Raw genomic sequence first — 23,824 nt, 5'->3', positions numbered from 1 at the left:
CATGAGGTACGAATCCTTCTATCCATTCGCTCGTGCGCAAAATTCGCCGTTTGCAATGAGGCAGCCATTCCGCGGCCCACAGCAACAGCAGAACTTCTCCCAAATACCGAGACAACCTTTTCAAGGGTCTCCGATGGGAAATCCGTTCGGCTCGTCCGCACCGGCTCCGTTTCAAAATACATCCAAAATGGAAATGTACATGCAAACAGCGAACCGGTTTTTAAATACCGCACAACAATACGCACCACTAGTCCAGCAAATTGCTCCCATGTTCCAGAACTTGCCTGCGATGTGGAGATTATATAAAGGCTTCCAGTCGCTTCCTTCTGCGGGAGGAGCAGCGGGAGCAGCTTCCAACGCCGCATCCGCCGGCGCACCAAGTCCGCAACCCGGCGTTTCAAATCCACGGATCTTTCAGCCTCCCAAATTATAATTTTGAAACGTGCGCCTGACTCCGCTATAATGGATACAGATCCCTTTAGAGGAGTGTGGAGTGAATGAAAGTCAAAAAGATTTCCCCGCGCGGCTATTGTTACGGGGTTGTCGATGCAATGGTAATCGCGAGAAATGCAGCACTCGACAAAACTTTGCCGAGACCTATTTATATATTAGGCATGATTGTTCATAATAAACATGTCACAGATGCATTTGAGGAAGATGGCATCATCACGTTGGATGGTGAAAACAGGTTGGAAATCCTCGAAAAAGTGGAAACGGGTACTGTTATTTTCACTGCGCACGGCGTGTCACCGGAAGTTCGAGAATTGGCTAAACGCAAAGGGCTCGTTTCTATTGATGCAACTTGCCCCGATGTTACGGTCACTCACGATCTGATCACAGAAAAGACTGCAGAAGGCTACGATATCATTTATATCGGAAAGAAACATCATCCTGAGCCAGAAGGAGCGATTGGCGTCGCGCCTCATGCCGTCCATCTGATCGAGACGCTTGACGATGTCGATAGCCTATTACTCGATAATGAAAAGCTGCTTGTAACGAATCAGACGACGATGAGTCAATGGGACGTTGCTCATATTATGGATGCGTTGAAAGAGAAATTCCCTCACATTGAAGTGCACAAGGAAATCTGCCTTGCCACACAAGTGAGACAAGAAGCTGTAGCGGAGCAGGCAGGAGAAGCGGATTTGTTAATCGTTGTCGGAGATCCTAAAAGTAATAACTCCAACCGTTTGACACAAGTATCTGTGGAAATTGCCAATACGCCTTCATACAGAATTTCAGATGTTTCCGAGATTAATATCGATTGGCTGGAAGGCATCGAAACAGTCGCAGTCACAGCTGGAGCATCAACGCCAACGTTAATTGTCCGCGAAGTGATTGCTTTCTTGGAAAGCTTCGACCCGGAAGATCCGTCGACTCATGTACCTGAACGGAAATTTAAACTGGAGCGGATTTTGCCAAAAATCAAAAATCCAGAACCGGTTAAACGCATCGAACCTTATGCAATAACAGAATAACAGAGTAAACGGGCTGTTCCGTCGTCGTACATCGACATGGAACAGCCTTTTTTTGTTATATAAATCGGAATGGTTCCGTATCGATTTCTGATTTGATGAAAGAAACTTCGTAGCCTTTTTCCGTGCATGCCTGTTCCATATGGCGGGCCACTCCTTCAATCATCACTTTTTCTACATGATGGCCTGGATCTACGATGGCTAGGTCCATCAGTTCCGCCTCCTGTGCACTATGAAAATCCATATCTCCAGTAACGAATACATCTGCACCTTTTCGTTTTGCCGCTCTTATATATTTACTGCCGCTACCGCCAAGTACGGCAACCTTTCGGACAAGTTTTGACGCGTCGCCTACAATTCTGACTGCAGGGACGTCTAGAGCTCCTTTGATGAATTGGGCAAACTCTTTAAGTTCCATAGCCTCTTGCAATGCGCCTACCCTTCCGAGCCCAAATTCTTCAGTCCTCTGATCTAACACGAAAAAGTCATAAGCAGGCTCTTCATACGGATGTGCCGACAACATCGCTTTCAGCACTTTCGATCGAAGCGGTCCTGGAAGGACAACCTCGATACGCTCTTCAGTTACCTCTTCCATTTTCCCGATTTCACCAATGAATGGATCTGCACCTGCTGACGGGGTGAAACGTCCAGTTCCTGTGGACGAAAAGCTGCATCCGGCATAATCTCCGATAGCGCCTGCTCCTGACCGCGCTAACACTTCCCGTAATTCATCCGCATGCTCGACTGGGCAAAAGACAGCCAATTTGTAAAGTGAATCAGAAATAGTCGGTTCCATCACTTCTATATTTTTAAGTTTTAAACGGGAAGCGAGCAAATCATTCACTCCACCAGGAGCAACATCTAGATTCGTATGTGCAGCATAAACAGAAATATCATGTTTAATGCATTTTTCAACAAGCCTCCCTTGCGGCGTGTCTGTCCAAATATTTTTCATCGGACGAAATATGGGAGGATGATGCGCAATGATCAGATTAGCTCCTTTTTCAATCGCTTCATCTACAACAGCTTCGTTGACATCTAATGTGATAAGCACCTTTTCGACTTGACGATTCAACTGACCTATATGCAATCCGACCGGATCCCAATCTTCCGCATATCGTTTTGGCGACCATTGTTCAAAAAGGGTGATTATTTCATATCCATTCGCTTTTTTCAATGCTTCAAAACCCCTCCGATTAACTCGATATTCTTTTGTAATTGTTTCTTTCTTTCTTCGATTTCATTCGTATCTCCCGCATTGTCTAAAGCTGCGAGAATTCTTTTCCATTCATCTGATTCCTGTTTCCATTTTTCGATGAAAACTTCTGATTTTTGTTTGAGCAAAATAGGGCCAACGACCATTTCCAACTCGTCATATTCCGCTTGTCCTTTTTCAAGGACGACAATTTCGTAAATTTTATTATCTTCCTTCAAAATCTGTTCGTCGATAATTTTCCATCCGTTTTGCACGGCCCACTCGCGAATTGATAATGAATGTATATTTGGTTGTGTGATAATACGTTTAACGTTTTGCAGTTTATCCATCCCGCTTTTTAATATAGATGCAATTAAAGGTCCACCCATTCCTGCGATGGAAATTGTATCTACTCCATCAAATTCTTGAATAGCTTCCAATCCATTCGCTAGACGAACAGTAATTACATCTGAAAGACCTTTCTTACGTACGTTTCTTACCGCTGATTCATACGGCCCTTTCACTACCTCCCCTGCGATTGCTTTAGAGATTTTTCCTGCCTTTACTAAATTGCAAGGCAAATATGCATGATCGCTTCCAATGTCCGCTAGAATTGCCCCTTGTTCGACAAACGATGCAACCGCTTCTAGCCTTTTTGATAATTTTTCGGAATTCAATAGATCCCCGCCTTTCTAATACTCACTATTGTAAGGGAATATCACTGTCTTTGCCAGAATTGAAAAAGCCATCGGAGGCTGTAAAAACACCACCGATGGCTTCCCGTACTTATTTAAGTGTTAAGATATACTCTGCCAATTGGTCAATTTGTTCATCCGATATTTTACCGCCGAACGCAGGCATTCCACCTTGACCGTTTTTAATGATATCGTGGATTTCATCTTTGGACTGTGATAGACCATGTAGACTAGGTCCGAACCCGCCAGTCAAGTCACCGCCATGACAGCTGATACATTGCCCTTGGGCATAGCTCTCAGGATCAAAGTCCTCAGATGCTGCTGTATCATCAGTTGTTTCCTCAGTTTTACCTTCCTCATCTGCTCCAGCAATTTCTTTTTTCTGCTCGATACCGTATAAGGACATGAAGAAAATAAGTCCTAATCCTAGCGCAAAAATCAGGATATAAGGCACTACAGGATTGTTTTTCATCGAATTACCCTCCTTCACCAGGAATTATTCTGTAAAAATATACAGTGCACATCTAATATTGTACTGTATCCAGATGAAAACTGAAAGAGTTATCCATATACATTTAACGTTTTGTGACAATTTGGACATACTTTTCTTAGTGACAGCCAATTTGTCTTGCAATAACCATACGTTGCACTTCTGACGTACCTTCTCCGATTTCGAGCAATTTCGCATCTCTCATATAGCGTTCAACTTCATACTCCTTCATATAGCCATATCCTCCGTGAATTTGGATTGCTTGATCTGCAACTTCCATCGCAATTTCGGAGGCATACAGTTTACACATGGCAGCTTCTTTCGTGAACGGTCTTCCTTGGTCTTTCAACCATGCCGCCTTATAAACCATATTTCTTGCTAATTCAATTTTCATTGCCATATCAGCCAACTTAAATTGAGTAATCTGGAATTCTGATAAGGTTTTCCCAAACTGCTTCCGTTCTTTCGAATACTTTAACGCCCTATCAAAAGCGGCTTGTGCAATACCAACAGCCATTGCTCCTATTCCGATTCTGCCACCGTCCAACGTGACAAGAAATTGCCGGAAGCCTTCACCGCGCTTCCCAAGAAGGTTTTCTTTAGGAACTCTCACATTATCGAGTACGAGTTCAGTAGTATTCGAAGCATGTAACCCCATCTTTTCATAGTTGTCAATAATCGTGAACCCTTCTGCATTTGTTGGTACAATAATGGCACTAATTTCTTTCTTGTCATTCTTATTTCCCGTTATTGCTGTAAGCGCCAAATGTTTAGCGTAACTTGCATTTGTAATATATACTTTCGATCCATTAATAACAAAATCATCGCCATCTTCTATCGCGGTTGTCTGTGTCCCCCCGGCGTCAGACCCCGCATTCGGTTCGGTAAGACCAAATGCACCAAATGATTCTCCCGTACAGATCGGCGTCAAATATTTACGCTTTTGCTCTTCCGTTCCAAATAGATAAAGCGGTGCGCCTCCCAAGGAAATATGTGCGGAGTATGTAATACCGGTGGAAGCACACCCACGGCTCAGCTCTTCCGTCACGATCGCAAAGCTGGTCGTATCTGCACCCGCTCCTCCATACTCCTCAGGGAATGGCAATCCCATCATTCCCATTTCAGACAGCTGTTTGAATATCTCGTTTGGAAATTCTTTTGTGCGATCTCGTTCAATTGCTCCTGGTGCAACGACTTCATCGGAAAACTCCCTCATCATCTTCCTGATCATCTGTTGCTCATCTGTCAAATCGAAATTCATTTTATTCATCCCCTTTGTTGTGAACGCTTACATTTCAATTATACCGAAATGATCGGCATTATCACAATCTTTCTTTCGGAGGATGCTAGATTACCGACTTTATAATGAAAACGACGATCAAAACTAACCCTGCAGCTCCTGAAATTGTAAAATATAGTTGCTTCAGTAGTCTTCCAGCTAATAGCCACAATAAACAGTTCACGATTAAAAAACCAACTAACAGCATATTTTGTCCTTCGAAATAGAGTGTCCATATCTTTAAAGAGATGCCGAGCACAGCGAATGCAAAGAGTATGTATAACGATTGGATGAGGATTGCGCGTGCATTCTTCTTCATTTTCTTTTTTGACAGAATAGCTTGCGTTGCACTGATCTCCTCGTCGTGATCCCCTTGTGAATATAGTGTAATGAGAAAATCGCAGTAATGTTCAGGCAGCAATTTATTTTGTTTCCAGTAATTGATTTCAGCTATAATGATCTTTTTACGCTGATCATTCATCATATTTCGCCCCTAATCATCATTCAAATACAAAGTTAAAACGCACCGGCATGTTTTATGCCGATGCGGATGATTATTCTAAAAAGTCCTTTAATCTTTTGCTGCGGGATGGGTGTCTTAGTTTTCGAAGTGCTTTCGCCTCAATTTGACGAATTCGCTCACGTGTAACTCCGAATACTTTCCCTACTTCCTCCAACGTTCTCGTTCTACCGTCATCCAAACCGAAACGTAATCGCAACACGTTTTCTTCACGGTCTGTCAGCGTGTCCAAAACATCTTCCAATTGTTCTTTAAGTAATTCATAGGCAGCATGGTCTGATGGCGATTGTGCTTCCGAATCTTCGATGAAATCACCTAAGTGTGAGTCGTCCTCTTCCCCGATTGGTGTCTCAAGGGAGACCGGCTCTTGAGCGATTTTTAGAATTTCGCGCACTTTTTCTGCTGTCAGATCCATTTCTTCGCCAATCTCCTCTGGGGATGGTTCACGACCAAGATCTTGAAGTAATTGACGCTGTACTCGAATCAGCTTATTTATGGTCTCGACCATATGCACCGGGATTCGGATAGTCCGCGCCTGATCTGCTATCGCCCTTGTAATTGCTTGACGAATCCACCATGTTGCATACGTACTGAATTTGAATCCTTTTGTATGATCGAACTTTTCAACCGCTTTAATAAGACCCATATTTCCTTCCTGAATCAAGTCAAGGAAGAGCATACCGCGTCCGACATATCTCTTTGCAATACTTACAACTAGCCGTAGATTGGCTTCTGCTAACTTCTTCTTAGCATTTTCACCTTTTTCGACAATCTCTAGAAGGGAAGGATCGGGTTTTTTCATTTCAGTAAGCTTTTCTTCTGCTTCTACGCCTTCTTTGATGGCAATGGCCAATTTCACTTCTTCATCTCCGGTCAATAAGTCGACTCGGCCGATTTCTTTCAAATACATACGTACAGGGTCATTAATTTTCACACCTGGCGGAACGCTTAGGTCATTCAAGTCAAATTGTTCTTCATCCTTAGCGTTCGTTTCCTCTTCATCTTTACGTTCCATTTCAATGCCTGCGGCTTCGATTTGGTCAAGGAACTCTTCGAACTGCTCAGGCTCCATTTCAAAGACGGATAATTTCTCCGTCACTTCTTCCAGCGTTAGTTCTCCCGCTTTTTTACCAGCTTCCAATAAACCTGCTTTTGCTTCATCTAATGTCATTTCGTGCTCCATTTCTCCTGATTGCTCTTTAGTCATAATACCCGTTCCTCCTTAATTCACCGGAATACGGCCTACATTGCCGATAATGATTTCCGGAGCTGTATAATTTCCCTGGCCAGCTCCAGTGCCCGGGTATGATTGTTCATCTTTTCTGCTTCTTTCGATTCATGTATCATCTCATCAATGCGTCGAATAATTCGATGCTTATTAAGATGATGAATGCAATCCTTTATTTCCTGTTCAGCAAATTCGGGGTCTCTTTCAAGCATTGCGGCTTCCATGACGACTTTGCGAAGCTCACGGTCATCCAAAGACTCCGCGAATCTATGGAAATCGGGCATGCCGTGCTTTTCATAAAATCCGGCTAGCTTTATGAAAATCGCAGCATATTCTTCTCGAAAGAATAGTTCCGGATTGTCGTCCCGAATTCTGTCGAATAAATTTCCATCGTTAAGCAAATGGCATAACAAAAGCCTTTCAGCTCGTTCGATGCTTGTCATCCTCCGGTTGGACACTGTTATCGTTATTGCTTGTCCTTCCGGTTGCGCAGCCTTCTCCTGACTAGCCAACTTACCGACCTTTTTCAGCAATTGCTCATTAAGGGCGTTTGGGGAAACTCCCGTTTCAGCTGACAATTGCCTAATCATCAAATCTCGTTCAACCGGTGATACTCTCGGGGCTAGTTCTTCAAGCACTTCGTGTATATATTGCAACACATCGTTTTCATGCGATAAATTTTTAGACCTTTTATAATAAGCCATAATAAATGACATATACGAGTGTGGATTGCCAATTACTTTTTCAACGAACGATTCGGCACCGAATTTAGAAATATATTCATCGGGGTCCAGTTTTCCCGGCAATAAGGCGATTTTTGAATCCATTCCTTTTTGATTGGAAAGGACAGCAAATCGTTTCGCTGCATCCCATCCTGCATTATCGCCGTCACAGCAAATAATCAACTGATTGGCAATTCGTTTCATTTTGGTCAGATGGGTGTCAGACAAGGATGTACCCATTACAGCTACACTATTCATAATACCCGCTCTTTCGGCTGCAATTGTGTCCATAAAACCTTCGAACAGTATTACTTTACCCGTTTTACGAACATTAAGACGTGCGTTGTGAAAATTATAGAGCAATCGGCTCTTCTCAAAAATTGGCGTTTCAGGGCTGTTTAAGTATTTTGCTTCCTCTTTTGAATCGGAAATTGTCCTTCCTGAGAAAGCGACTACGTTTCCATTATCGTCATGTAACGGAAACATAATACGTCCACGGAACCTATCGAAATACCCAGTTCCATCATTCTTCATAATACAAAGTCCCGCAAGCTCCATCTCCTTCATATCAAACTTCTTACGAATTAACAATTGGGTAAGTACTTCCCGATCATCAAGCGACCAACCTATACCATACTTTTCGATATGTTCACGGGAAAATCCTCTTTGCTCCAAGTATTGTAATGCTTTTTCACCCTCCACCGTATTCAGTAATAAATGACTATAAAAGTTGGCCGCAAGCGTGTGGGCATCTATCATATGTTGGAATTCATTCGATCTTCCGCCTTTGGAAGATTCGCTATAAGAGATGTCCAATTCGATGTCCGCTCGTTCGGCTAGCTTGGAGATAGCTTCTGTAAAAGGACTATTTTCAATATCCATGACAAAAGTGATGGCGTTTCCGCCTGCGCCGCAACCGAAGCAGTGAAATATTTGCTTTTCCTCTGAAACGGAAAAAGAAGGTGTGCTTTCACCATGGAAAGGACAAAGTCCAAACCAGTTCCTGCCTCGCTTCGTCAATTGGACATATTCACCGACAAGATCGACGATATCCGTTTTGGAACGAATCTCTTCGATTGTCTCTTCTGGAATTTTAGTCATCCTATCACCATTCTCTTCTCACGTATTGAATTCGAGACTGTTTTCATAAATCCTGCTTATTCGACAAAATAAAATGATAATCCTTCACTTTTCTTATAATATGATAATAGTATTGCGACAATATACTATTGTACACAATCCGCAAAAGAAGAACCAACCATTTTTACTTGGCGGTCCTTCTTTTTGTATTTTATGAATTCCGATTGGCTACTTCGCTTAAAATTAGGTTGGCAGTTTCTTCTACCGCTCTATTCGATACATCAATCACCGTACAACCGATTTTCGAAACAACCTTCTCAAAATGCTGTAATTCCTGTTGGATACGTTCGATTCTCGCATAATTTGCATCATCCTTCAAGCCAAGCGCTATTAATCTTTCTTTCCTAATAGAATTTAGGACGCTTGGAGAAATGACTAAGCCGAAGCATTTCTTAGGGTCAATTTGATATAACTCTTCAGGTGGATCGACTTCCGGAACGAGCGGAACATTTGCCACTTTATAACGGCGATGAGCAAGATACTGGGACAATGGCGTCTTTGAAGTACGTGAGACTCCTACTAATACAATGTCTGCTTTTAGTACGCCTCTTGGGTCACGACCGTCATCATATTTCACCGCAAATTCAATTGCTTCGATTTTTTTGAAGTAATCATCATCCAGCTGCCGAACAAGCCCCGGCTCCTCAAATGGCTTTTCATCTAAGGATGTGCCAATCTCCTTGACAATGGGACCAAGCAGGTCAATGCACTGCAAGCCATTGTACTGGCATTCCTCTTTTAATTTGCTTCGCATACTGCTCTTTACGAGCGTATATATAATTATTGCTTTTTGCTGCTTTGCCAAGTATGCGATTTCACGCAGTTGTGATTCATCCTCGACATGGGAAAAACGTTTTGTTGAAACTGTTTCGAGATCCTGTCTGAATTGGCTCGCTGCTGCCTTGGCAACTAAATCCGCTGTCTCGCCGACAGAATCGGAAACGATGAACAATGTCAACTTTGTCATTGTATCACTCCTCTTTCATTTTGCTCAGAAGGCAACGCTTATAATTCATGATCTTCAGCTAGCGAAAGAAATGCTCGGGTAATATTCGTCTTTGTAATTCTACCAACCACGTCCAAACCTTCCTCTTTAATTGCAACGACAGGGAGTGAGTCTATTTGTTGGTCGATCATTTTCTTTGCCGCTTGTATGAGTGAATCCTGTTTTTTGCAATATGTAATATTCGGCATTCTAGTCATTATGACGTGCACCGGTATTTTATCCAACTCGCTGTTGCCTAGACTTGTTCGCAACAGATCCTTGCGAGATAGAACTCCAGTCAGACAGGATGATTTATCTACGACAAACAGTGTTCCAACATCATCTAGGAACATTTGGCAAATAGCATCATAGACTGTTACATTCTCATTGACAACAACAGGAATAGATTGGAAATCACCGACCTTCATTCCAATCATTCCGTCAGCAACCGATTGAACAGGTTTTTTCCCTGAATAAAAATAGCCGACGCGCGGTCTTGCATCCAAATAGCCTGCCATTGTCAGAATTGCCAAGTCAGGTCTTATCGTCGCTCTCGCGAGACTTAACCTTTCTGCAATCTGTTCACCAGTGATAGGACCATCCATTTTAACAATTTCAAGGATTTCAGTCTGGCGCTTATTCAATTCCATATGAATCACCGCCCTAATCGTTCGATAATATATCCTTGCTTAGTATAGCATTTTACATCCATAATTCCTAACCCGATGGCTTTATTTCCGTCTTAAGTAGTTTAGAAGCAGTATTATGGATTGCAGAGAATGTGGAAGCGTGCTACACTAATACAGAATTCAATAGGCGGAGAAAGGTTTATAAGTAATGCCACCTTGAGCGAACGGGGACAGTGAAAGCCCGTACTGGCATGAAACGGCAGCCTGGAGCCAGCATTTCGTAAAGAGGGTTGCATTCGCAGCCAATCGAGGTGGAACCGCGGGTCATCATGCACTCGTCCTCGGACTTTTTAGTCCCTGGATGGGTGCTTATTTTAATTGGAGGGATATTCAAATGTATTCAATGGATCAAATTGTCAATTTATCGAAGCAAAGAGGCTTTGTATTTCCTGGATCGGAAATTTACGGCGGCTTGGCAAACACTTGGGATTACGGTCCCCTCGGCATTGCGCTGAAAAACAACATAAAAAAAGCTTGGTGGCAGAAATTTGTACAAGAGTCACCTTATAACGAAGGACTTGACGCTGCCATCCTTATGAATCCGAAAGTATGGGAAGCTTCCGGCCACATCGGAAACTTCAATGATCCGATGATTGACTGCAAGAAATGTAAAACGCGCCATCGTGCAGATAAGCTCATTGAAGATGCATTAGACGAGAAAGGCATTGAGCTTGTCGTAGATGGTATGCCGTTTGAAAAGATGGAAGAACTGATTAGAGAACATAATATTGTTTGTCCGGATTGTGGTGCTATGGACTACACTGGTATCCGCCAATTCAATTTAATGTTCAAAACTACACAAGGCGTCACTGATTCTTCTGCAAATGAAATCTTTTTACGTCCAGAAACAGCTCAAGGGATTTTTGTAAACTTTAAAAATGTCCAACGGTCTATGCGTAAAAAGATGCCATTCGGTATTGCGCAAATCGGGAAGAGCTTCCGGAATGAAATTACACCTGGAAACTTCACGTTCCGTACCCGCGAATTCGAACAAATGGAATTAGAATTCTTCTGCAAGCCTGGCGAAGATATGAAGTGGTATGAGTATTGGAGAGACTTCTCCGAAAAATGGCTATTAGACCTCGGTTTGACTGTCGAAAATATTCGTTTACGCGAGCATAATGCCGAAGAACTTTCACATTACTCAAAAGGAACAGTGGATATTGAATATAAATTCCCATTTGGTTGGGGAGAGTTGTGGGGAATTGCGAACCGAACTGATTTCGACTTATCCCGCCATATGGAGCATTCGGGTGAGGATTTCCATTATCAAGATCCTGTAACGAATGAGAAATACATCCCGTATTGCATCGAACCTTCAGTCGGCGCCGATCGTGTGACACTTGCATTCCTTTGCGATGCATTCGACGAAGAAGAGCTTGAAGGAGACGACAAACGTACAGTGATGCGTTTTCACCCTGCCCTAGCTCCTATTAAAGCTGCTGTCCTTCCATTATCTAAAAAGCTTTCTGAAGGTGCGGACGAAGTATTTGCTGAGCTTCGTAAGCATTTCGCTACACAGTATGACGACTCTCAGTCCATCGGAAGACGTTACCGCAGACAAGATGAAATTGGAACTCCATTCTGCATCACATACGATTTTGATTCCGAGGAAGATCGCCAAGTTACAGTAAGACACCGCGACTCCATGGAACAAGTGCGTATGCCGATATCGGATGTTGTAGATTATATTGCGAAGCACCTCGTATTTTAAGTGTAAAAAAACCGGAGGAAAAGGTCATTCACCTTTTTCCTCCGGTTTTTCTTTTTGTGGCAACAGCTCAGGTGTACGTTCCAATTGATCTAAGAAAGTGCGTGACTTCAATCGAACTCCCACTTGTTCGTCATAAATTGTCCGTACAATTTTTTTCATGAATTGTTTGGTCGGTTTTTTCAAATTCAATGATCCGACCTGCTCAATGGGCACAGTATAAAAAGTGCGGATCAACCTGAGTTGCGTCGGGGTGATTCTGACTAAATAAGGATCAATCTGGAAGCAGCGATGACAAAGGAATCCGATCTCCTGAAATGAGAATGCGAACTCCCCTTCAGTCGCTCCGCAATTCGCGCATTTATGAAGGATAGGATGGACGCCAGCGACAGGCAGCATCTTCCATTCGACGAACAAAGCAATCGCTTCGGGATCGTATTGCTCATTGATCGCATGCAATGCTTCGTATAGCAACCCGAACACATTCGGTCCATTTCCATGATCCTCTGTCAATCGGTCGATTAGCTCGACTATGTAGCTAGCATAAGCGGTCGCTTCAAGGTCCTCTCTGATATGTCGCATTGAATCGATCGGCTCGCCCTGTTCAAGCGTCCCCATTCCTCGCCCGGACCTTAGAAGATAATAACCGTACGTGAACGTTTGCGTCACAGCAGCTAAACGGCTAGCCGGTTTTTTCGCTCCTCTCGCCATCGCGGTCATTTTGCCCGCCTCACGTGTATAGAGAGTAACGATTTTGTTCGATTCGCCGTATGGAATGCTTTTCAGGATGATCCCTTCCCATTTATTCAGCAAGGACACCCCTCCTCAAATGAAAAATCAATACTCGTCTTCGCGGAATCCAAATTCTCGTAATTGACCGGGTTTATTGCGCCAATCCTTTTGCACTTTTACCCAAAGCTCTAGATATACTTTCGAACCTAACAGCATTTCGATATCATGTCTTGCTTTCGTTCCGATTTCTTTCAAAAGGGCACCTTTTTTACCGATGACGATTCCTTTTTGGGAATCTCGGTCAACGATAATTGTGGCAGCTACATCGATAAGTCCGCGGCTTTCATCCCTATCTATCTTTTCAATGACAACTGCGACTGAATGAGGAATTTCCTCGCGTGTTAAATGTAAAACCTTTTCGCGGATAAATTCGGAAATGATGAAACGCTCAGGATGATCGGTCACTTGGTCGTCGGGGTAATACTTCGGACCTTCCGGCAAATAGTTCGTCAACGTTTCCATTAACCTTTCGACATTATTGCCGTTCAGTGCAGATAGAGGTACGATTTCCGCAAAATCATATTCCTCTGTATACTTCGTGATCGTCGTCAAAAGATCATCAGGGTGTACGAGATCGATTTTGTTGATTACTAGGAATACAGGCGTTTCCGTGTTTTGCAACAAATCGATGATGAACCTATCTCCTCCACCAATCGGCTCATTGGCATTCACCATGAACATGATGACATCGACTTCTTTTAACGTATTGCGCGCCGACTTCACCATGAAATCCCCAAGCTTATGCTTCGGCTTATGGATTCCTGGAGTATCGATAAAAATTAATTGAGAACTGTCCGTCGTAACAACTCCTTGCACTTTGTTTCTCGTCGTTTGTGGCTTATCGCTCATGATAGCAATCTTTTGGCCAACGACTCGATTCAAAAATGTGGATTTCCCTACATTTGGCCTGCCAATGATCGATATGAAACCTGACTTGAATTTATTGTTTTCCTTCTGCATAATCCAGATCCTCCTTGGAGAAAGCACCTGGCAGCAATTCCCCTACGGTCGTCTCTTTTAAGACTCCGTTCAAATTCGTTAAATAGACAGGCATGTTGGAATCGCAGAATTCAGCAATTACTTGTCTGCATGCGCCGCATGGTGAAATCGGGCCTTCTGTATCACCAGTTACCGCCAAGGCTTTGAAGTCCATGATCCCTTCTGAAATAGCTTTGAAAAAAGCTGTCCTTTCTGCGCAATTTGTCATGCTGTAACCTGAATTCTCAATATTACAGCCATGTATTACTTGACCGTCAGCTGTCAACAAAGCCGCCCCTACTTGAAAATTCGAATAAGGTACATATGCTTTTTCACGTGCCTTTTTTGCTTCTTCTATCAATATCATTTTATCCATCAGTACACCTCTACGTAATTTTATTTACAACCATTTCGGAATAAATATGATCATTGCAATAATTGCAGAGAAAAATGCGAAAATCAAAACAGCTCCAGCTGCTACGTCCTTCGCCTGTTCCGCTAGGGGATGAATCTCATTTGTAATAAGATCTACAGTTCGTTCAATGGCAGTATTTATCAACTCTAAAGCAGTCATGCCACCAAACAGAATAAAGATGATGCACCATTCTGTTGCAGTGAGGCCAGTGAATACACCTGCAATCGATACGACAACTATAGCAAATGCATGAAACCTTAAATTACGTTCATTCAAAATGCCATGCCGTATTCCTTTTAGAGCATAATGGAAAGACTTGAAGAAAGGATGCATCTCCTTCCTACCTTTCTAAGCCGAATGATGTAAGAATTTCCTTCTGCCTTCCAAACATCTTCTTTTCATCTTCTTCCGTCATATGGTCATATCCAAGAAGATGCAGGAAACCATGCAAGGCAAGGAAGCCGATTTCGCGCCTCTCATCGTGGCCGTATTCGGCAGCTTGTCTGGACGCTGTCTCAACTGATATAAGAATGTCACCTAGGACAATCGGCATGTCCTCTTCCTGGATGACAGCGATTTCTCCTTCTGTCATTTCCTCAAGCGCAAATGAAATGACATCGGTCGCCTTATCTTTTCCTCTGTATTGAGCATTTATTTTCCGAATTTCTTCATCCGTCATGAAAGTCACCGACACTTCAGGCTGGCCGGATAGCCCTTCCATTCCTGCTGCATGATTCAAAACTTCCGCCACGAGTTGTGTAATGTCTTCGGACACTTTTTCCGTTTCATCATTAAAATAAATATCCAGCATTGTTTCGCCTTCCTTCTGATCAGTCCGGATATTCAATCCGGCTATGGAAAATGCCGTTTAACGTTTCACAAATAACATTTTCAATCGTTTTTAGTTCCTTCATCGATAAATCACATTCATCGAATTGCCCGTCATTCAATTTCGAGGCGATAATCGATTTGACTAATTTCGCTATTTTTTCCGGTGTCGGCTCCTTTAAAGAACGCACTGCCGCTTCGACACTATCCGCAATTGAAATGATGGCGATTTCCTTCGTCTGCGGCTTCGGTCCTGGATAGCGAAAATCATCCTCTACTACATCCTGTCCCAATTCCTTCGCCTTTACAAAGAAAAACTTCAAAAAGCTTGTTCCATGGTGCTGCCTTGCGATATTAATGATTTCTATCGGCATTTTATGCTTAGCAAGCAGGTCTGCACCGTCATTTGCATGGGCAATAATAATATCACGGCTTTTTTCTGGTGGCAATTCATCATGTGGATTGACGGTGCCATGCTGATTCTCGATAAAAAAACCTGGTCGTATCGTCTTCCCGATATCATGATAATAACTACCTACTCTTGCCAGCAGTCCATCCGCCCCGACCGATTCACATGCAGCGTCTGCCAAGTTGGCGACCATTACACTATGATGATATGTACCTGGTGTTTCGGTAAGTACTTTTTTCAAAAGAGGGTGATTCGGGTTTGATAATTCGATCAGCCTCATATCCGAAAGCAACCCGAAAGCAGACTCGAAAAAAGGCATTAGACCAATCGTCAAAGCTCCAGACAATATTCCTGAAGCTAATGCGGCTATCAAGTAAAATACCAACTCGGATAACTCATACGTTGACTGGGTCATCAATAAATAGAAACCTATAAATAGGATATTAGACGCAGCCACGACGAGGCTCGTCCGTAAAATATTCGATCTTCGTCCGTTGTTCCCTAAAACATAGATGCTTATGAGTCCACTGAACAAAATATAGAGTGCAATTTCCATTTGCATGATTGCGGCGAACCCTTCCTGAAGCATAATGCCAGCGGTAGAGGCAGTAATAATCGTCAACATGAAAGCTAACCGTTCATTCGTTAGCAGCTTTACAAGAAGAGGTGCCAGTGCCGTCGGAAACAGGAATGCAATCTGCACATCAAACTCTTTATCAATCAAACTGATAAGCTTCATCATAATTACTAGAATGAAGAAGACGGAATAGACGATCAGCAATGATTTCTTTTTCTTATTATTGTCTTCCCGCCATGTTGTGAAATGCATCGCAACAATAGAGGAGACAAAAACAACATACAGTATGAGTCCAGCCATCGGCTTCGTAGAGGACCGGTTTGTTAATAGGCCTGTCAATTCCAACTGTCTGTAAATTTCCGAATCTATGAATTGGCCTTCACGAACGATGACTTGACCTTGCAAAATCCTAGTAGGCTCAACTGCATTTTTTTCCTCTTCGATTCGTTTGTCTGTCAATTCTTTGTTTATTGTTTCCGTTTCTACAACGAGCGATCTCCCTAATGTTATAAGCGTTTGTAATTCCGCAGGAGGAATTGCTTCTGATAATCGTAATTTCCTTTCCACTTCGTAGCGGACCGTAGACAAATCACCGCTCCGGATAGGCTTGGACAATTCTTCCGTAATAATGCTTGAAATTTCATTTTGCATTTTGCGCAAAACGGATACATCTCTTGTTAACAAGCTTGAAATCGCATCATCGGTCAAACGAAGGCCCGGCTCCTCTTCTTCCAGCTTCAAAAATTTATCCCTAATATCTTTAATTTGTTCGGAACGTGTTTTCACTTTTTTATCTGGATTTCCGGTATCCGGGACATTCTGTTGTTTTTCATCTATGATGAAATCGAATAAGTTTATGGCGATGGCAGCCCTGTTCTTCGCAATATCTTCCGAAAACTGATAAAACGGTGTTACTTCCGATTCAATTCTTTTCTTTTCCTGCTCCGTTTTGACAGTATCTTCAACCGTTTTCAAAGAACGGATCGTCTTTGGAGAGATTTTGAATTCATGAAGCTCATACGTTTCCTGCTTAACATTTCCATACATGAGGGAAAATAATGCGATAGCTGCTAATCCTATGACGAACATTGATAAATATTTAAATTTCAAGGACTTGAAAAGTTTAATGATGGGTGTGAACACAAACAATTCCCCCTATCTCTCTTTATCTTTTCGTTCGTTGTTGAAATGATGAAAGAGCAGTCATGTTAAGATGACTGCTCACTTTCATACGCCTCGATGATTTTTGCGACGATCGGATGTCGTACGACGTCACCTTGCTCCAGATATTGAAAATGAATTTCAGGTACTTTCTTCAAGATCGATTCAGAAGCATTCAGTCCCGAGTCAACGCCTCGAGGTAAATCGATTTGTGTCTTGTCGCCTGTTATGACCATTTTGGAGCCAAATCCAAGTCGAGTCAAAAACATTTTCATTTGCGCTTTTGTCGTGTTCTGCGCCTCATCGAGAATGACGAAAGCATCGTCTAGCGTACGGCCCCTCATATACGCCAAGGGCGCGATTTCGATCGCTCCCCGCTCTATGAGCCTTTCCGTATGTTCAGCCCCTAGAACGTCATGCAGAGCATCGTAAAGAGGACGTAAATAAGGATCGACCTTCTCTTTCAAATCTCCAGGAAGAAATCCTAGGCTTTCACCGGCTTCTACTGCCGGCCTTGTCAATATAATTCGCTTTACAGATCCTGTCTTCATTGCCTGCACAGCAAGAACGACTGCGAGGTACGTCTTACCGGTACCTGCTGGGCCGATACAGAATACTAAGTCATTTTTCCGGATTGCATGAATGTACTCCCGTTGGCCGATCGTCTTCGCACGGATTGCCTTCCCTTTTGCCGTCCGAGCAATTTCTTCATCATATAACTCGGCAAAATATTCAATCGTGCCATTTTTCACCATTTCTATCGCTGTGGAAATATCGCGTAAATTGATGTTGATCCCTTTACGGATCACTTTTAACAATTGCTCTAGTAGATACTTCCCGGCAATGATATCTTGTTCTTCCCCGGCAAGTGAAATCGTATCTCCGCGGGTAAGGATGGAAATATTCATGGATTCTTCAATCAATTTCATATTTTGATCGGAAATGCCGAGAAGCATGACGGCCTCATTCGGTTCCTCGATATGAAGTTGTATCAGTTGTTCGCTCAATAGTTTCAGTCTCCTTGGGATAACGGTCTTTTTATCGCTATATTCTCATTCATTAAAAACAATATAGTCCCCTCAACTGTATCATTTCCGAACGTCAAGTGTAAAATGTTTTCATCTTTTATGATGAGATCGGTTTGTGTTTCTGTCATGATTTTATATTTTAGTAACGGAATGATTACATCTTCCTCCATGCCTTCCGTCAGCTCAAATTGATCAAGCCTGTCTTCACGGTATCTTTCTGTTCTAATAAAAGATCGAAAATCGGGCATTTCACCCTTTTTCCAGACAACAGGAGATTGCCAATGGATAATGACATTTTCTTCTCCAAGCAGATGATAATCAACTGTTTTCGGAATTTTAAAAGAATACTCCATCCAAAAATCTGCATATACAGATCCTTCAGCACCGACAACTGCACGCTTATTCCCTTGCTCCAAAATTCCGGTAGCAAGTAAATCACCTTTTTTAACCGTTTGATGCAATCGAGCAACCCTTTCGCCTCTGCTCAACTGAAAACTTGTTATGACGCCACCTGTTCGTGCAACGAGATCTGAAGGCGGTCCCACCTTTTCGACTTTGTCATTCAATTTCGGGGAGAGCATCGGTATGACGGTCAATGTACTTCCTGACCGCTTAAAACGTACCCAAGAGAGCGATGGATCCTCCAACATGAGCGCTCTGCGGATTTCCCCTTCATCGGGAATCAACGATAGCGGGCGATACATCGATATCGAAATGTCCTCTAGCTTGTTGCTGATCCTCTCCGATACTTCTGGCACATCCGTTTCTATTTCGATTTTCCAAAGGAATAACGATGCAACGAGCGGGATAAGACAAGCAATGAGAAATCGGAAGGATGTGAAAAGCCTTTTTTCAACCGCCCCATCATCTGCAGGTTTGATTGAAACTTTCATTTTATATCGTCGTCTATGTTTCCTTATGAATTGAATACCTTTTTTATCGGTGCGGAAACGTATCCCTTTTCCGGACTCCATAATTCCAGAAACCTTCACACCAGATGTTGCAAGAAATGTCAAAAATCTAGAAGGGTCAGTTTTGCCAATAAGAATGACGTTAAATCGCTTATGAATCATATGCGCCCTGTCCATCTTTCATCTCTTTAACTATCACGGATGTTAATACTTCAAATGAGAATACAGCCATTTCTTCCGACAGCGTTTCGACGATTAGCTCCTCCCCCGCAGCTTCGATAACATGATCACCGCAACGAATCGTTGCATAATCCGGTCCAAGCTTCATTAAAGAATAAGGACCTGTAATTTTGACCGAAACAAATTCTTCAATCGTTACAGTTGAGTTCATTTTAAATAATTTTTTCAAGATAAAACCCCCTATCCAAGCCTATGATTTGGATAGGGGGTCAATGATTATTGTTTTGACTTAGGAGGCCCTAAAATTTCAGAGAATATTATGCCTTTGATCAAGTCATTTTCATTTTTCGGTATCATCTCATTATGTTTGACCGGCTCTTTTGTGATGAGAGTGCCCTGATGAGCCGATAAACGACCACGATGCGGTTCCCGTTTCGATGTCCTGTCGTGTATCATATCCACGTGAACCGGAGCTTCTATGAGGCGTCCCCTGCTTTCAGCTACTTTCGCTTTAAATGGCGTTGTAACAGCCGGAGCGGGTTGGCGTTCAGATGGCTGCCTGCTTGGAGGTTCATCGATTTCCGTTTGAAATTCACGCTGGATTTCCTTGTACATCTCTCGGGACATTTCCTTCAACTTCCGTATTGGATCCGGTTGTTCAGAAGGGCCTTGTGATGCAGGTGGTCGTTTAGGTTGTGACTTCTTCTCGGGCTCATCAGACTTCTTCCCTTTAAAAAACATGCTGATAAGTCCCATGGCGATTGCTATAATTAACGTTTCCATCTGTGCATCCCCTTTCCGGGAATTTTCAGCTCAAATGTCACTCTTTAGTTGTGTCAGGTTTTTGCTGTTCCCCACCAATTTTACTAATGGAATCACGCATACCTGTATCCGCTTGGATATTTTTATAGTTCATATAATCCATAATGCCGATATTGCCTGTCCGGAGAGCTTCAGCCATCGCTAAAGGAACTTCCGCCTCAGCACCGACCACTTTTGCACGCATCTCTTGGACTTTCGCTTTCATTTCCTGCTCATTCGCGACAGCCATTGCACGACGCTCTTCCGCTTTCGCCTGCGCAATGTTCTTATCAGCCATTGCCTGTTCAGTTTGAAGTTCAGCTCCAATGTTTTTACCGATATCAACGTCTGCAATATCGATGGATAAGATTTCGAAGGCCGTTCCAGAGTCAAGACCTTTAGCTAAAACTGTCTGGGAGATCAAATCCGGATTTTCCAAAACTTTAGCATGGTCAACAGAAGAACCGATTGTCGAAACGATACCTTCCCCGACACGTGCAACTACGGTTTCTTCACCTGCACCACCGACTAGTCGGTCGATGTTTGCACGAACAGTAATTCGTGCCTTCGCCTTAACTTCGATACCATTCATAGCCACACCAGCAATAAATGGTGTTTCGATAACTTTAGGGTTTACGGACATTTGAACCGCTTCAAGAACATCACGACCTGCCAAGTCAATCGCTGCGGCACGTTCAAATGATAATTCGATATTCGCACGATGCGCGGCAATTAATGCATTTACGACCCGGTCTACGTTACCCCCAGCCAAGTAGTGGCTCTCAAGCTGATTAATAGCAACATTCAAACCTGCTTTATGCGCTTTGATGAGCGGATTGACAACCCTGCTCGGGATAACCCGGCGAAGACGCATACCGATCAATGTGAAAATGCTTACTCGTACACCCGCCGCTAGCGCGGAAATCCATAGTGTTACAGGAACTAGTGTAAAAAATACCGACAAAATAATGATTGCTCCGATAATGACTGCAATAGTAACAATCATACTTCCTCCAACTGCTATACCCATTATTCATTTTCCCCCTTTTCTTCGAATTCCCGAACAACGATCCGGGATCCTTCAACCTTCACAATGATAACATGTTTTCCTCTATCGATATAGCTTCCTTGTGAAACGACATCAATTCGTTCGCCTTCCATATCAATCGTTCCCGATGGACGAAGAGGCGTAATTGTCATCGCTTTTTTGCCGAGAAGCTCGACCCGATTTACATTCGATACATAACCGCTTTCTGTATCTGTCGAATCCATCAAGATGACTTTATTCAGCAAGTGCAGTTTCCTACCAAAAAACTTCATAATAATCACCATCCCGCTGACGGCTACTGCAATCGCAATCAGGACAGAATACGCCATGAACACTGGATTGGCACCCGCCAAAATGATACTAACAACGATAGCGACCGCTCCAAGGAGGCCTGCTATCCCACCTGCCAAGAAAAATTCAAGCACAATGAGCACAATGCCGATTATGAACAGAATGAGCGTTTCATATCCGGCAAGCCCCGCAATAAGATGTCCGAAAAAGAAGAGCAGCAATGCTGAAAGCGCCATCGTCCCCGGAACACCGAAGCCTGGTGAATAAAGCTCCACAACGAGGCCCAAGCCTGCAATGGATAGAAGAATTGGTACGACGATTGGATGTGTAATAAAACGTGCAATTCCTTCAGTGAAGGTCACATTCGTCTCTACGATTTCGGCTTTTTCCAATCCATTCAATTGCAGAATTTCCTGGATCGACGAAACGGTGCCTTTACTATAACCGACTTCTTCCGCTTCGCTTGCAGTGAGCGTAAGCAACTTGCCTACAGGCGCTCGATATTGAGGCATTTCGATGGAAGGCTCCGCCATGGCGATTGCATAATCTGGATTTCGGCCATGTGATTCTGCAGCGCTTTTCATTTCAGCCACCCAAAAACTATGGGCTTTATCTTCCGCGGCATTTCCACTAGCCCCTTCAATTACTTGAGCAGCACCAATCTTTCCATTCGGAGACATGTAGATCTTTTCAGCATGGAGTGCGATGTATGCTCCTGCGGAAAGTGCTTTGTAGTTGATATAGGCAATGATTTCAGGCTTAGTCTCATCCATGAGTTTTCCAATTTCACCTGCTGCGTCAACAAAACCCCCATTTGTATTAATTTCAAGGATGACCATCTTTGCCCCGGCTTCTTCTGCTTCCTTAAAGGACCGTTTCAAATAAGCATGAAGGCCTTTCTCCACTTCCTTGTTTAATTTCACGTGGTATACTTTTTCGGTGGCTGCATCCGTTTGCGCAAAAGGTATTGAAATCGCGGATAAGAATAAAATGAACAGGAGAAACGTCCCTATCATTTTACGCATTCGTTCATTCACCTCTTTCTTTATGTCCATTATACCTTCTTTACGTATGGACTTGTTAAAAAGTTTCATTCAAAACAATACAAAAACCGGAAAATCCAATAGGATCTTCCGGTTTCATTCATAACATACTTATTTTTGTTAGTTAATATGGACAGATATTAGAATTTACGCTTACGAGCAGCCTCAGACTTCTTTTTACGTTTGACACTTGGCTTCTCATAGAACTCACGCTTTCTTACCTCTTGTATTGTACCACTTTTTGATACAGTACGTTTGAAGCGGCGAAGAGCATCTTCAAGCGATTCATTTTTGCGAACGACAGTTTTCGTCATATCTCTTGTCCCTCCCTCCGAGCACACTTCGAAACAAGGTTTTACTCCTTGTACTAAAAAATTATAACGCACTATCTGTGAGTGGTCAATAAAAAACTTTCAAAATATCTTTGCTAAATAGGAAAATTTTCTGTTTCACAGTAGATGCCCTATCAATATGCAGAATTCCCCTCTAGTCCTTGCATGATTTGCACGCCTGAACTTGCACCGATTCTTGTAGCGCCTGCTTCAATCATCTTTTTCATATCATCAAAGCTGCGAACCCCTCCGGATGCTTTTACACCCATTTCGGGACCGACGACTCCGCGCATTAGCTTTACATCTTCTTCAGTAGCTCCTCCAGTGGAGAAACCAGTTGAAGTTTTGACAAAATCAGCACCAACAGCTCGTGAAAGTTCACAAGCTTTTCTTTTCTCTTGTTCAGTGAGCAATGAAGTTTCAATGATCACTTTCACAATCGCTTTGCCTTTTGCCGATTCGACGACTGCAGCAATATCATTTTTAACGAGTTCATCATCGCCGCTTCGAAGCGCTCCGATATTAATGACCATATCGATTTCACCAGCGCCGTTTTCAATCGCATCTTTCGTTTCAAATGCTTTTACTTCACTTGTAGAAGCACCTAAAGGAAAACCGATCACTGTACACACTTTCACAGATGACCCTTTTAGTACCTCTGCTGCCGTTTTGACCCATGCAGGGTTCACACATACAGATGCAAACGAATATGTTTTTGCTTCTTCGCAAAGTTGAATGATCTCCTCTTTTGTCGCATCCGCTTTCAGTAATGTATGGTCGATATATGCTGCGTATTGTTGATTCAAAATAATTCCTCCTCCAGTTGTACGTACCTCTTTCATCATAGCAAAGAAGGACATTCTTCGCATTAAAAAACAGTTCACCCAACAATGGATGAACC

26 protein-coding genes are annotated in these 23,824 nt (G+C 42.9%); 3 read left to right on the top strand and 23 right to left on the bottom strand.

Going from position 1 to position 23,824, the window contains the following annotated elements; genetic code table 11:
• The first annotated feature begins 1 nt into the window (after position 1).
• Both vrrA and ACR65H_RS16435 read left to right on the top strand, forming a co-directional pair.
• A complete protein-coding gene (vrrA, locus tag ACR65H_RS16440) occupies positions 2 to 433 on the top strand; it encodes a VrrA/YqfQ family protein (RefSeq protein WP_440501745.1) in 432 nt (143 codons plus the stop codon).
• A 64-nt stretch (positions 434 to 497) separates the two neighbouring features.
• Entirely contained in the window at positions 498 to 1,478 is a 981-nt protein-coding gene (locus ACR65H_RS16435) for a 4-hydroxy-3-methylbut-2-enyl diphosphate reductase (protein ID WP_440501743.1), read from the top strand.
• Positions 1,479 to 1,533: 55 nt separating this feature from the next.
• Here the strand turns inward: ACR65H_RS16435 and ACR65H_RS16430 are convergent, their stop codons facing one another.
• From ACR65H_RS16430 to ccpN, 9 genes are all read right to left on the bottom strand, one after another.
• Positions 1,534 to 2,652 carry a Nif3-like dinuclear metal center hexameric protein gene (locus tag ACR65H_RS16430; protein ID WP_440501741.1) on the bottom strand — a complete coding sequence of 373 codons (1,119 nt, stop codon included), beginning with the start codon at positions 2,650 to 2,652 and terminating at the stop codon, positions 1,534 to 1,536.
• Positions 2,649 to 3,347 (bottom strand): tRNA (adenine(22)-N(1))-methyltransferase, encoded by a 699-nt coding sequence (locus ACR65H_RS16425; RefSeq protein ID WP_440501739.1) that lies wholly within the window; start codon positions 3,345 to 3,347, stop codon positions 2,649 to 2,651. Before ACR65H_RS16425 ends, ACR65H_RS16430 begins: the two co-directional genes overlap by 4 nt.
• A gap of 109 nt (positions 3,348 to 3,456) precedes the next feature.
• Entirely contained in the window at positions 3,457 to 3,837 is a 381-nt protein-coding gene (gene cccA, locus ACR65H_RS16420) for a cytochrome c550 (protein ID WP_440501738.1), read from the bottom strand.
• Positions 3,838 to 3,973: 136 nt separating this feature from the next.
• Positions 3,974 to 5,116 carry an acyl-CoA dehydrogenase gene (locus ACR65H_RS16415; protein WP_440501736.1) on the bottom strand — a complete coding sequence of 381 codons (1,143 nt, stop codon included), beginning with the start codon at positions 5,114 to 5,116 and terminating at the stop codon, positions 3,974 to 3,976.
• Between the two features lie 85 nt (positions 5,117 to 5,201).
• A complete protein-coding gene (locus ACR65H_RS16410; RefSeq protein WP_440501735.1) occupies positions 5,202 to 5,618 on the bottom strand; it encodes a hypothetical protein in 417 nt (138 codons plus the stop codon).
• 70 nt (positions 5,619 to 5,688) lie between these two features.
• Positions 5,689 to 6,861, bottom strand: a complete 1,173-nt coding sequence (gene rpoD, locus ACR65H_RS16405) for an RNA polymerase sigma factor RpoD (protein ID WP_440501734.1) — start codon at positions 6,859 to 6,861, stop codon at positions 5,689 to 5,691.
• 35 nt (positions 6,862 to 6,896) lie between these two features.
• Positions 6,897 to 8,705 (bottom strand): DNA primase, encoded by a 1,809-nt coding sequence (gene dnaG, locus ACR65H_RS16400; protein WP_440501732.1) that lies wholly within the window; start codon positions 8,703 to 8,705, stop codon positions 6,897 to 6,899.
• A 190-nt stretch (positions 8,706 to 8,895) separates the two neighbouring features.
• The gene (locus ACR65H_RS16395) at positions 8,896 to 9,711 is read right to left on the bottom strand and encodes a pyruvate, water dikinase regulatory protein (protein ID WP_440501730.1); all 816 of its coding nucleotides are present in this window, start codon (positions 9,709 to 9,711) and stop codon (positions 8,896 to 8,898) included.
• Positions 9,712 to 9,749: 38 nt separating this feature from the next.
• The gene (gene ccpN, locus ACR65H_RS16390) at positions 9,750 to 10,379 is read right to left on the bottom strand and encodes a transcriptional regulator CcpN (RefSeq protein ID WP_440501728.1); all 630 of its coding nucleotides are present in this window, start codon (positions 10,377 to 10,379) and stop codon (positions 9,750 to 9,752) included.
• A gap of 373 nt (positions 10,380 to 10,752) precedes the next feature.
• On the opposite strand from ccpN, the gene ACR65H_RS16385 reads away from it, so the two are divergent.
• Entirely contained in the window at positions 10,753 to 12,132 is a 1,380-nt protein-coding gene (locus tag ACR65H_RS16385) for a glycine--tRNA ligase (RefSeq protein ID WP_440501727.1), read from the top strand.
• Between the two features lie 24 nt (positions 12,133 to 12,156).
• On the opposite strand, the gene recO is transcribed toward ACR65H_RS16385, so the two are convergent.
• The 14 genes from recO to deoC form a co-directional block, all read right to left on the bottom strand.
• Entirely contained in the window at positions 12,157 to 12,942 is a 786-nt protein-coding gene (gene recO / locus ACR65H_RS16380; RefSeq protein WP_440501725.1) for a DNA repair protein RecO, read from the bottom strand.
• Between the two features lie 24 nt (positions 12,943 to 12,966).
• Positions 12,967 to 13,881: a GTPase Era gene (gene era / locus ACR65H_RS16375; RefSeq protein ID WP_440501723.1), complete on the bottom strand. Its 915-nt coding sequence runs from the start codon at positions 13,879 to 13,881 to the stop codon at positions 12,967 to 12,969.
• The gene (locus tag ACR65H_RS16370) at positions 13,862 to 14,275 is read right to left on the bottom strand and encodes a cytidine deaminase (protein WP_440501722.1); all 414 of its coding nucleotides are present in this window, start codon (positions 14,273 to 14,275) and stop codon (positions 13,862 to 13,864) included. Before ACR65H_RS16370 ends, era begins: the two co-directional genes overlap by 20 nt.
• 24 nt (positions 14,276 to 14,299) lie before the next feature.
• Positions 14,300 to 14,647, bottom strand: a complete 348-nt coding sequence (locus tag ACR65H_RS16365; RefSeq protein WP_440501720.1) for a diacylglycerol kinase family protein — start codon at positions 14,645 to 14,647, stop codon at positions 14,300 to 14,302.
• A 7-nt stretch (positions 14,648 to 14,654) separates the two neighbouring features.
• Positions 14,655 to 15,125, bottom strand: coding sequence for an rRNA maturation RNase YbeY (ybeY, locus tag ACR65H_RS16360; protein WP_440501718.1), 471 nt, complete (start codon positions 15,123 to 15,125; stop codon positions 14,655 to 14,657).
• 19 nt (positions 15,126 to 15,144) lie between these two features.
• Entirely contained in the window at positions 15,145 to 17,217 is a 2,073-nt protein-coding gene (locus ACR65H_RS16355) for an HD family phosphohydrolase (protein ID WP_440501771.1), read from the bottom strand.
• Between the two features lie 119 nt (positions 17,218 to 17,336).
• The gene (locus ACR65H_RS16350; protein ID WP_440501716.1) at positions 17,337 to 18,296 is read right to left on the bottom strand and encodes a PhoH family protein; all 960 of its coding nucleotides are present in this window, start codon (positions 18,294 to 18,296) and stop codon (positions 17,337 to 17,339) included.
• Between the two features lie 5 nt (positions 18,297 to 18,301).
• Positions 18,302 to 19,405: a sporulation protein YqfD gene (locus ACR65H_RS16345; RefSeq protein WP_440501715.1), complete on the bottom strand. Its 1,104-nt coding sequence runs from the start codon at positions 19,403 to 19,405 to the stop codon at positions 18,302 to 18,304.
• Positions 19,380 to 19,637 (bottom strand): hypothetical protein, encoded by a 258-nt coding sequence (locus ACR65H_RS16340; RefSeq protein ID WP_440501714.1) that lies wholly within the window; start codon positions 19,635 to 19,637, stop codon positions 19,380 to 19,382. The genes ACR65H_RS16345 and ACR65H_RS16340 overlap by 26 nt, the downstream gene beginning before the upstream one ends.
• Before the next feature lie 47 nt (positions 19,638 to 19,684).
• On the bottom strand, positions 19,685 to 20,191 hold the full coding sequence (locus ACR65H_RS16335) for a YqfB family membrane protein (RefSeq protein WP_440501712.1): 507 nt from the start codon (positions 20,189 to 20,191) through the stop codon (positions 19,685 to 19,687).
• 37 nt (positions 20,192 to 20,228) lie between these two features.
• Positions 20,229 to 21,239: a flotillin-like protein FloA gene (gene floA, locus ACR65H_RS16330; RefSeq protein ID WP_495164286.1), complete on the bottom strand. Its 1,011-nt coding sequence runs from the start codon at positions 21,237 to 21,239 to the stop codon at positions 20,229 to 20,231.
• On the bottom strand, positions 21,239 to 22,573 hold the full coding sequence (locus ACR65H_RS16325; protein ID WP_440501710.1) for an NfeD family protein: 1,335 nt from the start codon (positions 22,571 to 22,573) through the stop codon (positions 21,239 to 21,241). Before ACR65H_RS16325 ends, floA begins: the two co-directional genes overlap by 1 nt.
• Positions 22,574 to 22,731: 158 nt before the next feature.
• A complete protein-coding gene (gene rpsU / locus ACR65H_RS16320; RefSeq protein WP_009496905.1) occupies positions 22,732 to 22,905 on the bottom strand; it encodes a 30S ribosomal protein S21 in 174 nt (57 codons plus the stop codon).
• 152 nt (positions 22,906 to 23,057) lie between these two features.
• Positions 23,058 to 23,729: a deoxyribose-phosphate aldolase gene (deoC, locus tag ACR65H_RS16315; protein WP_440501708.1), complete on the bottom strand. Its 672-nt coding sequence runs from the start codon at positions 23,727 to 23,729 to the stop codon at positions 23,058 to 23,060.
• Between the last annotated feature and the right edge of the window lie 95 nt (positions 23,730 to 23,824).

The sequence above is a fragment of the Sporosarcina sp. SAFN-015 genome (assembly GCF_059415085.1).
This window is presented reverse-complemented; position numbering and strand designations above follow the sequence as displayed.

What these genes read in the sequence shown, in the direction of transcription:
- vrrA (WP_440501745.1), top strand. Translation starts at nt 2, where the DNA reads ATGAGGTACGAATCCTTCTATCCATTCGCTCGTGCGCAAAATTCGCCG.
- ACR65H_RS16435 (WP_440501743.1), top strand. Translation starts at nt 498, where the DNA reads ATGAAAGTCAAAAAGATTTCCCCGCGCGGCTATTGTTACGGGGTTGTC.
- cccA (WP_440501738.1), bottom strand. Translation starts at nt 3,837, where the DNA reads ATGAAAAACAATCCTGTAGTGCCTTATATCCTGATTTTTGCGCTAGGA.
- ACR65H_RS16415 (WP_440501736.1), bottom strand. Translation starts at nt 5,116, where the DNA reads ATGAATTTCGATTTGACAGATGAGCAACAGATGATCAGGAAGATGATG.
- ACR65H_RS16410 (WP_440501735.1), bottom strand. Translation starts at nt 5,618, where the DNA reads ATGATGAATGATCAGCGTAAAAAGATCATTATAGCTGAAATCAATTAC.
- rpoD (WP_440501734.1), bottom strand. Translation starts at nt 6,861, where the DNA reads ATGACTAAAGAGCAATCAGGAGAAATGGAGCACGAAATGACATTAGAT.
- dnaG (WP_440501732.1), bottom strand. Translation starts at nt 8,705, where the DNA reads ATGACTAAAATTCCAGAAGAGACAATCGAAGAGATTCGTTCCAAAACG.
- ACR65H_RS16395 (WP_440501730.1), bottom strand. Translation starts at nt 9,711, where the DNA reads ATGACAAAGTTGACATTGTTCATCGTTTCCGATTCTGTCGGCGAGACA.
- ccpN (WP_440501728.1), bottom strand. Translation starts at nt 10,379, where the DNA reads ATGGAATTGAATAAGCGCCAGACTGAAATCCTTGAAATTGTTAAAATG.
- ACR65H_RS16385 (WP_440501727.1), top strand. Translation starts at nt 10,753, where the DNA reads ATGTATTCAATGGATCAAATTGTCAATTTATCGAAGCAAAGAGGCTTT.
- era (WP_440501723.1), bottom strand. Translation starts at nt 13,881, where the DNA reads ATGCAGAAGGAAAACAATAAATTCAAGTCAGGTTTCATATCGATCATT.
- ACR65H_RS16370 (WP_440501722.1), bottom strand. Translation starts at nt 14,275, where the DNA reads ATGGATAAAATGATATTGATAGAAGAAGCAAAAAAGGCACGTGAAAAA.
- ACR65H_RS16365 (WP_440501720.1), bottom strand. Translation starts at nt 14,647, where the DNA reads ATGCATCCTTTCTTCAAGTCTTTCCATTATGCTCTAAAAGGAATACGG.
- ybeY (WP_440501718.1), bottom strand. Translation starts at nt 15,125, where the DNA reads ATGCTGGATATTTATTTTAATGATGAAACGGAAAAAGTGTCCGAAGAC.
- ACR65H_RS16355 (WP_440501771.1), bottom strand. Translation starts at nt 17,217, where the DNA reads ATGTTCGTCATAGGATTAGCAGCTATCGCATTATTTTCCCTCATGTAT.
- ACR65H_RS16345 (WP_440501715.1), bottom strand. Translation starts at nt 19,405, where the DNA reads ATGGACAGGGCGCATATGATTCATAAGCGATTTAACGTCATTCTTATT.
- ACR65H_RS16335 (WP_440501712.1), bottom strand. Translation starts at nt 20,191, where the DNA reads ATGGAAACGTTAATTATAGCAATCGCCATGGGACTTATCAGCATGTTT.
- floA (WP_495164286.1), bottom strand. Translation starts at nt 21,239, where the DNA reads ATGGGTATAGCAGTTGGAGGAAGTATGATTGTTACTATTGCAGTCATT.
- ACR65H_RS16325 (WP_440501710.1), bottom strand. Translation starts at nt 22,573, where the DNA reads ATGCGTAAAATGATAGGGACGTTTCTCCTGTTCATTTTATTCTTATCC.
- rpsU (WP_009496905.1), bottom strand. Translation starts at nt 22,905, where the DNA reads ATGACGAAAACTGTCGTTCGCAAAAATGAATCGCTTGAAGATGCTCTT.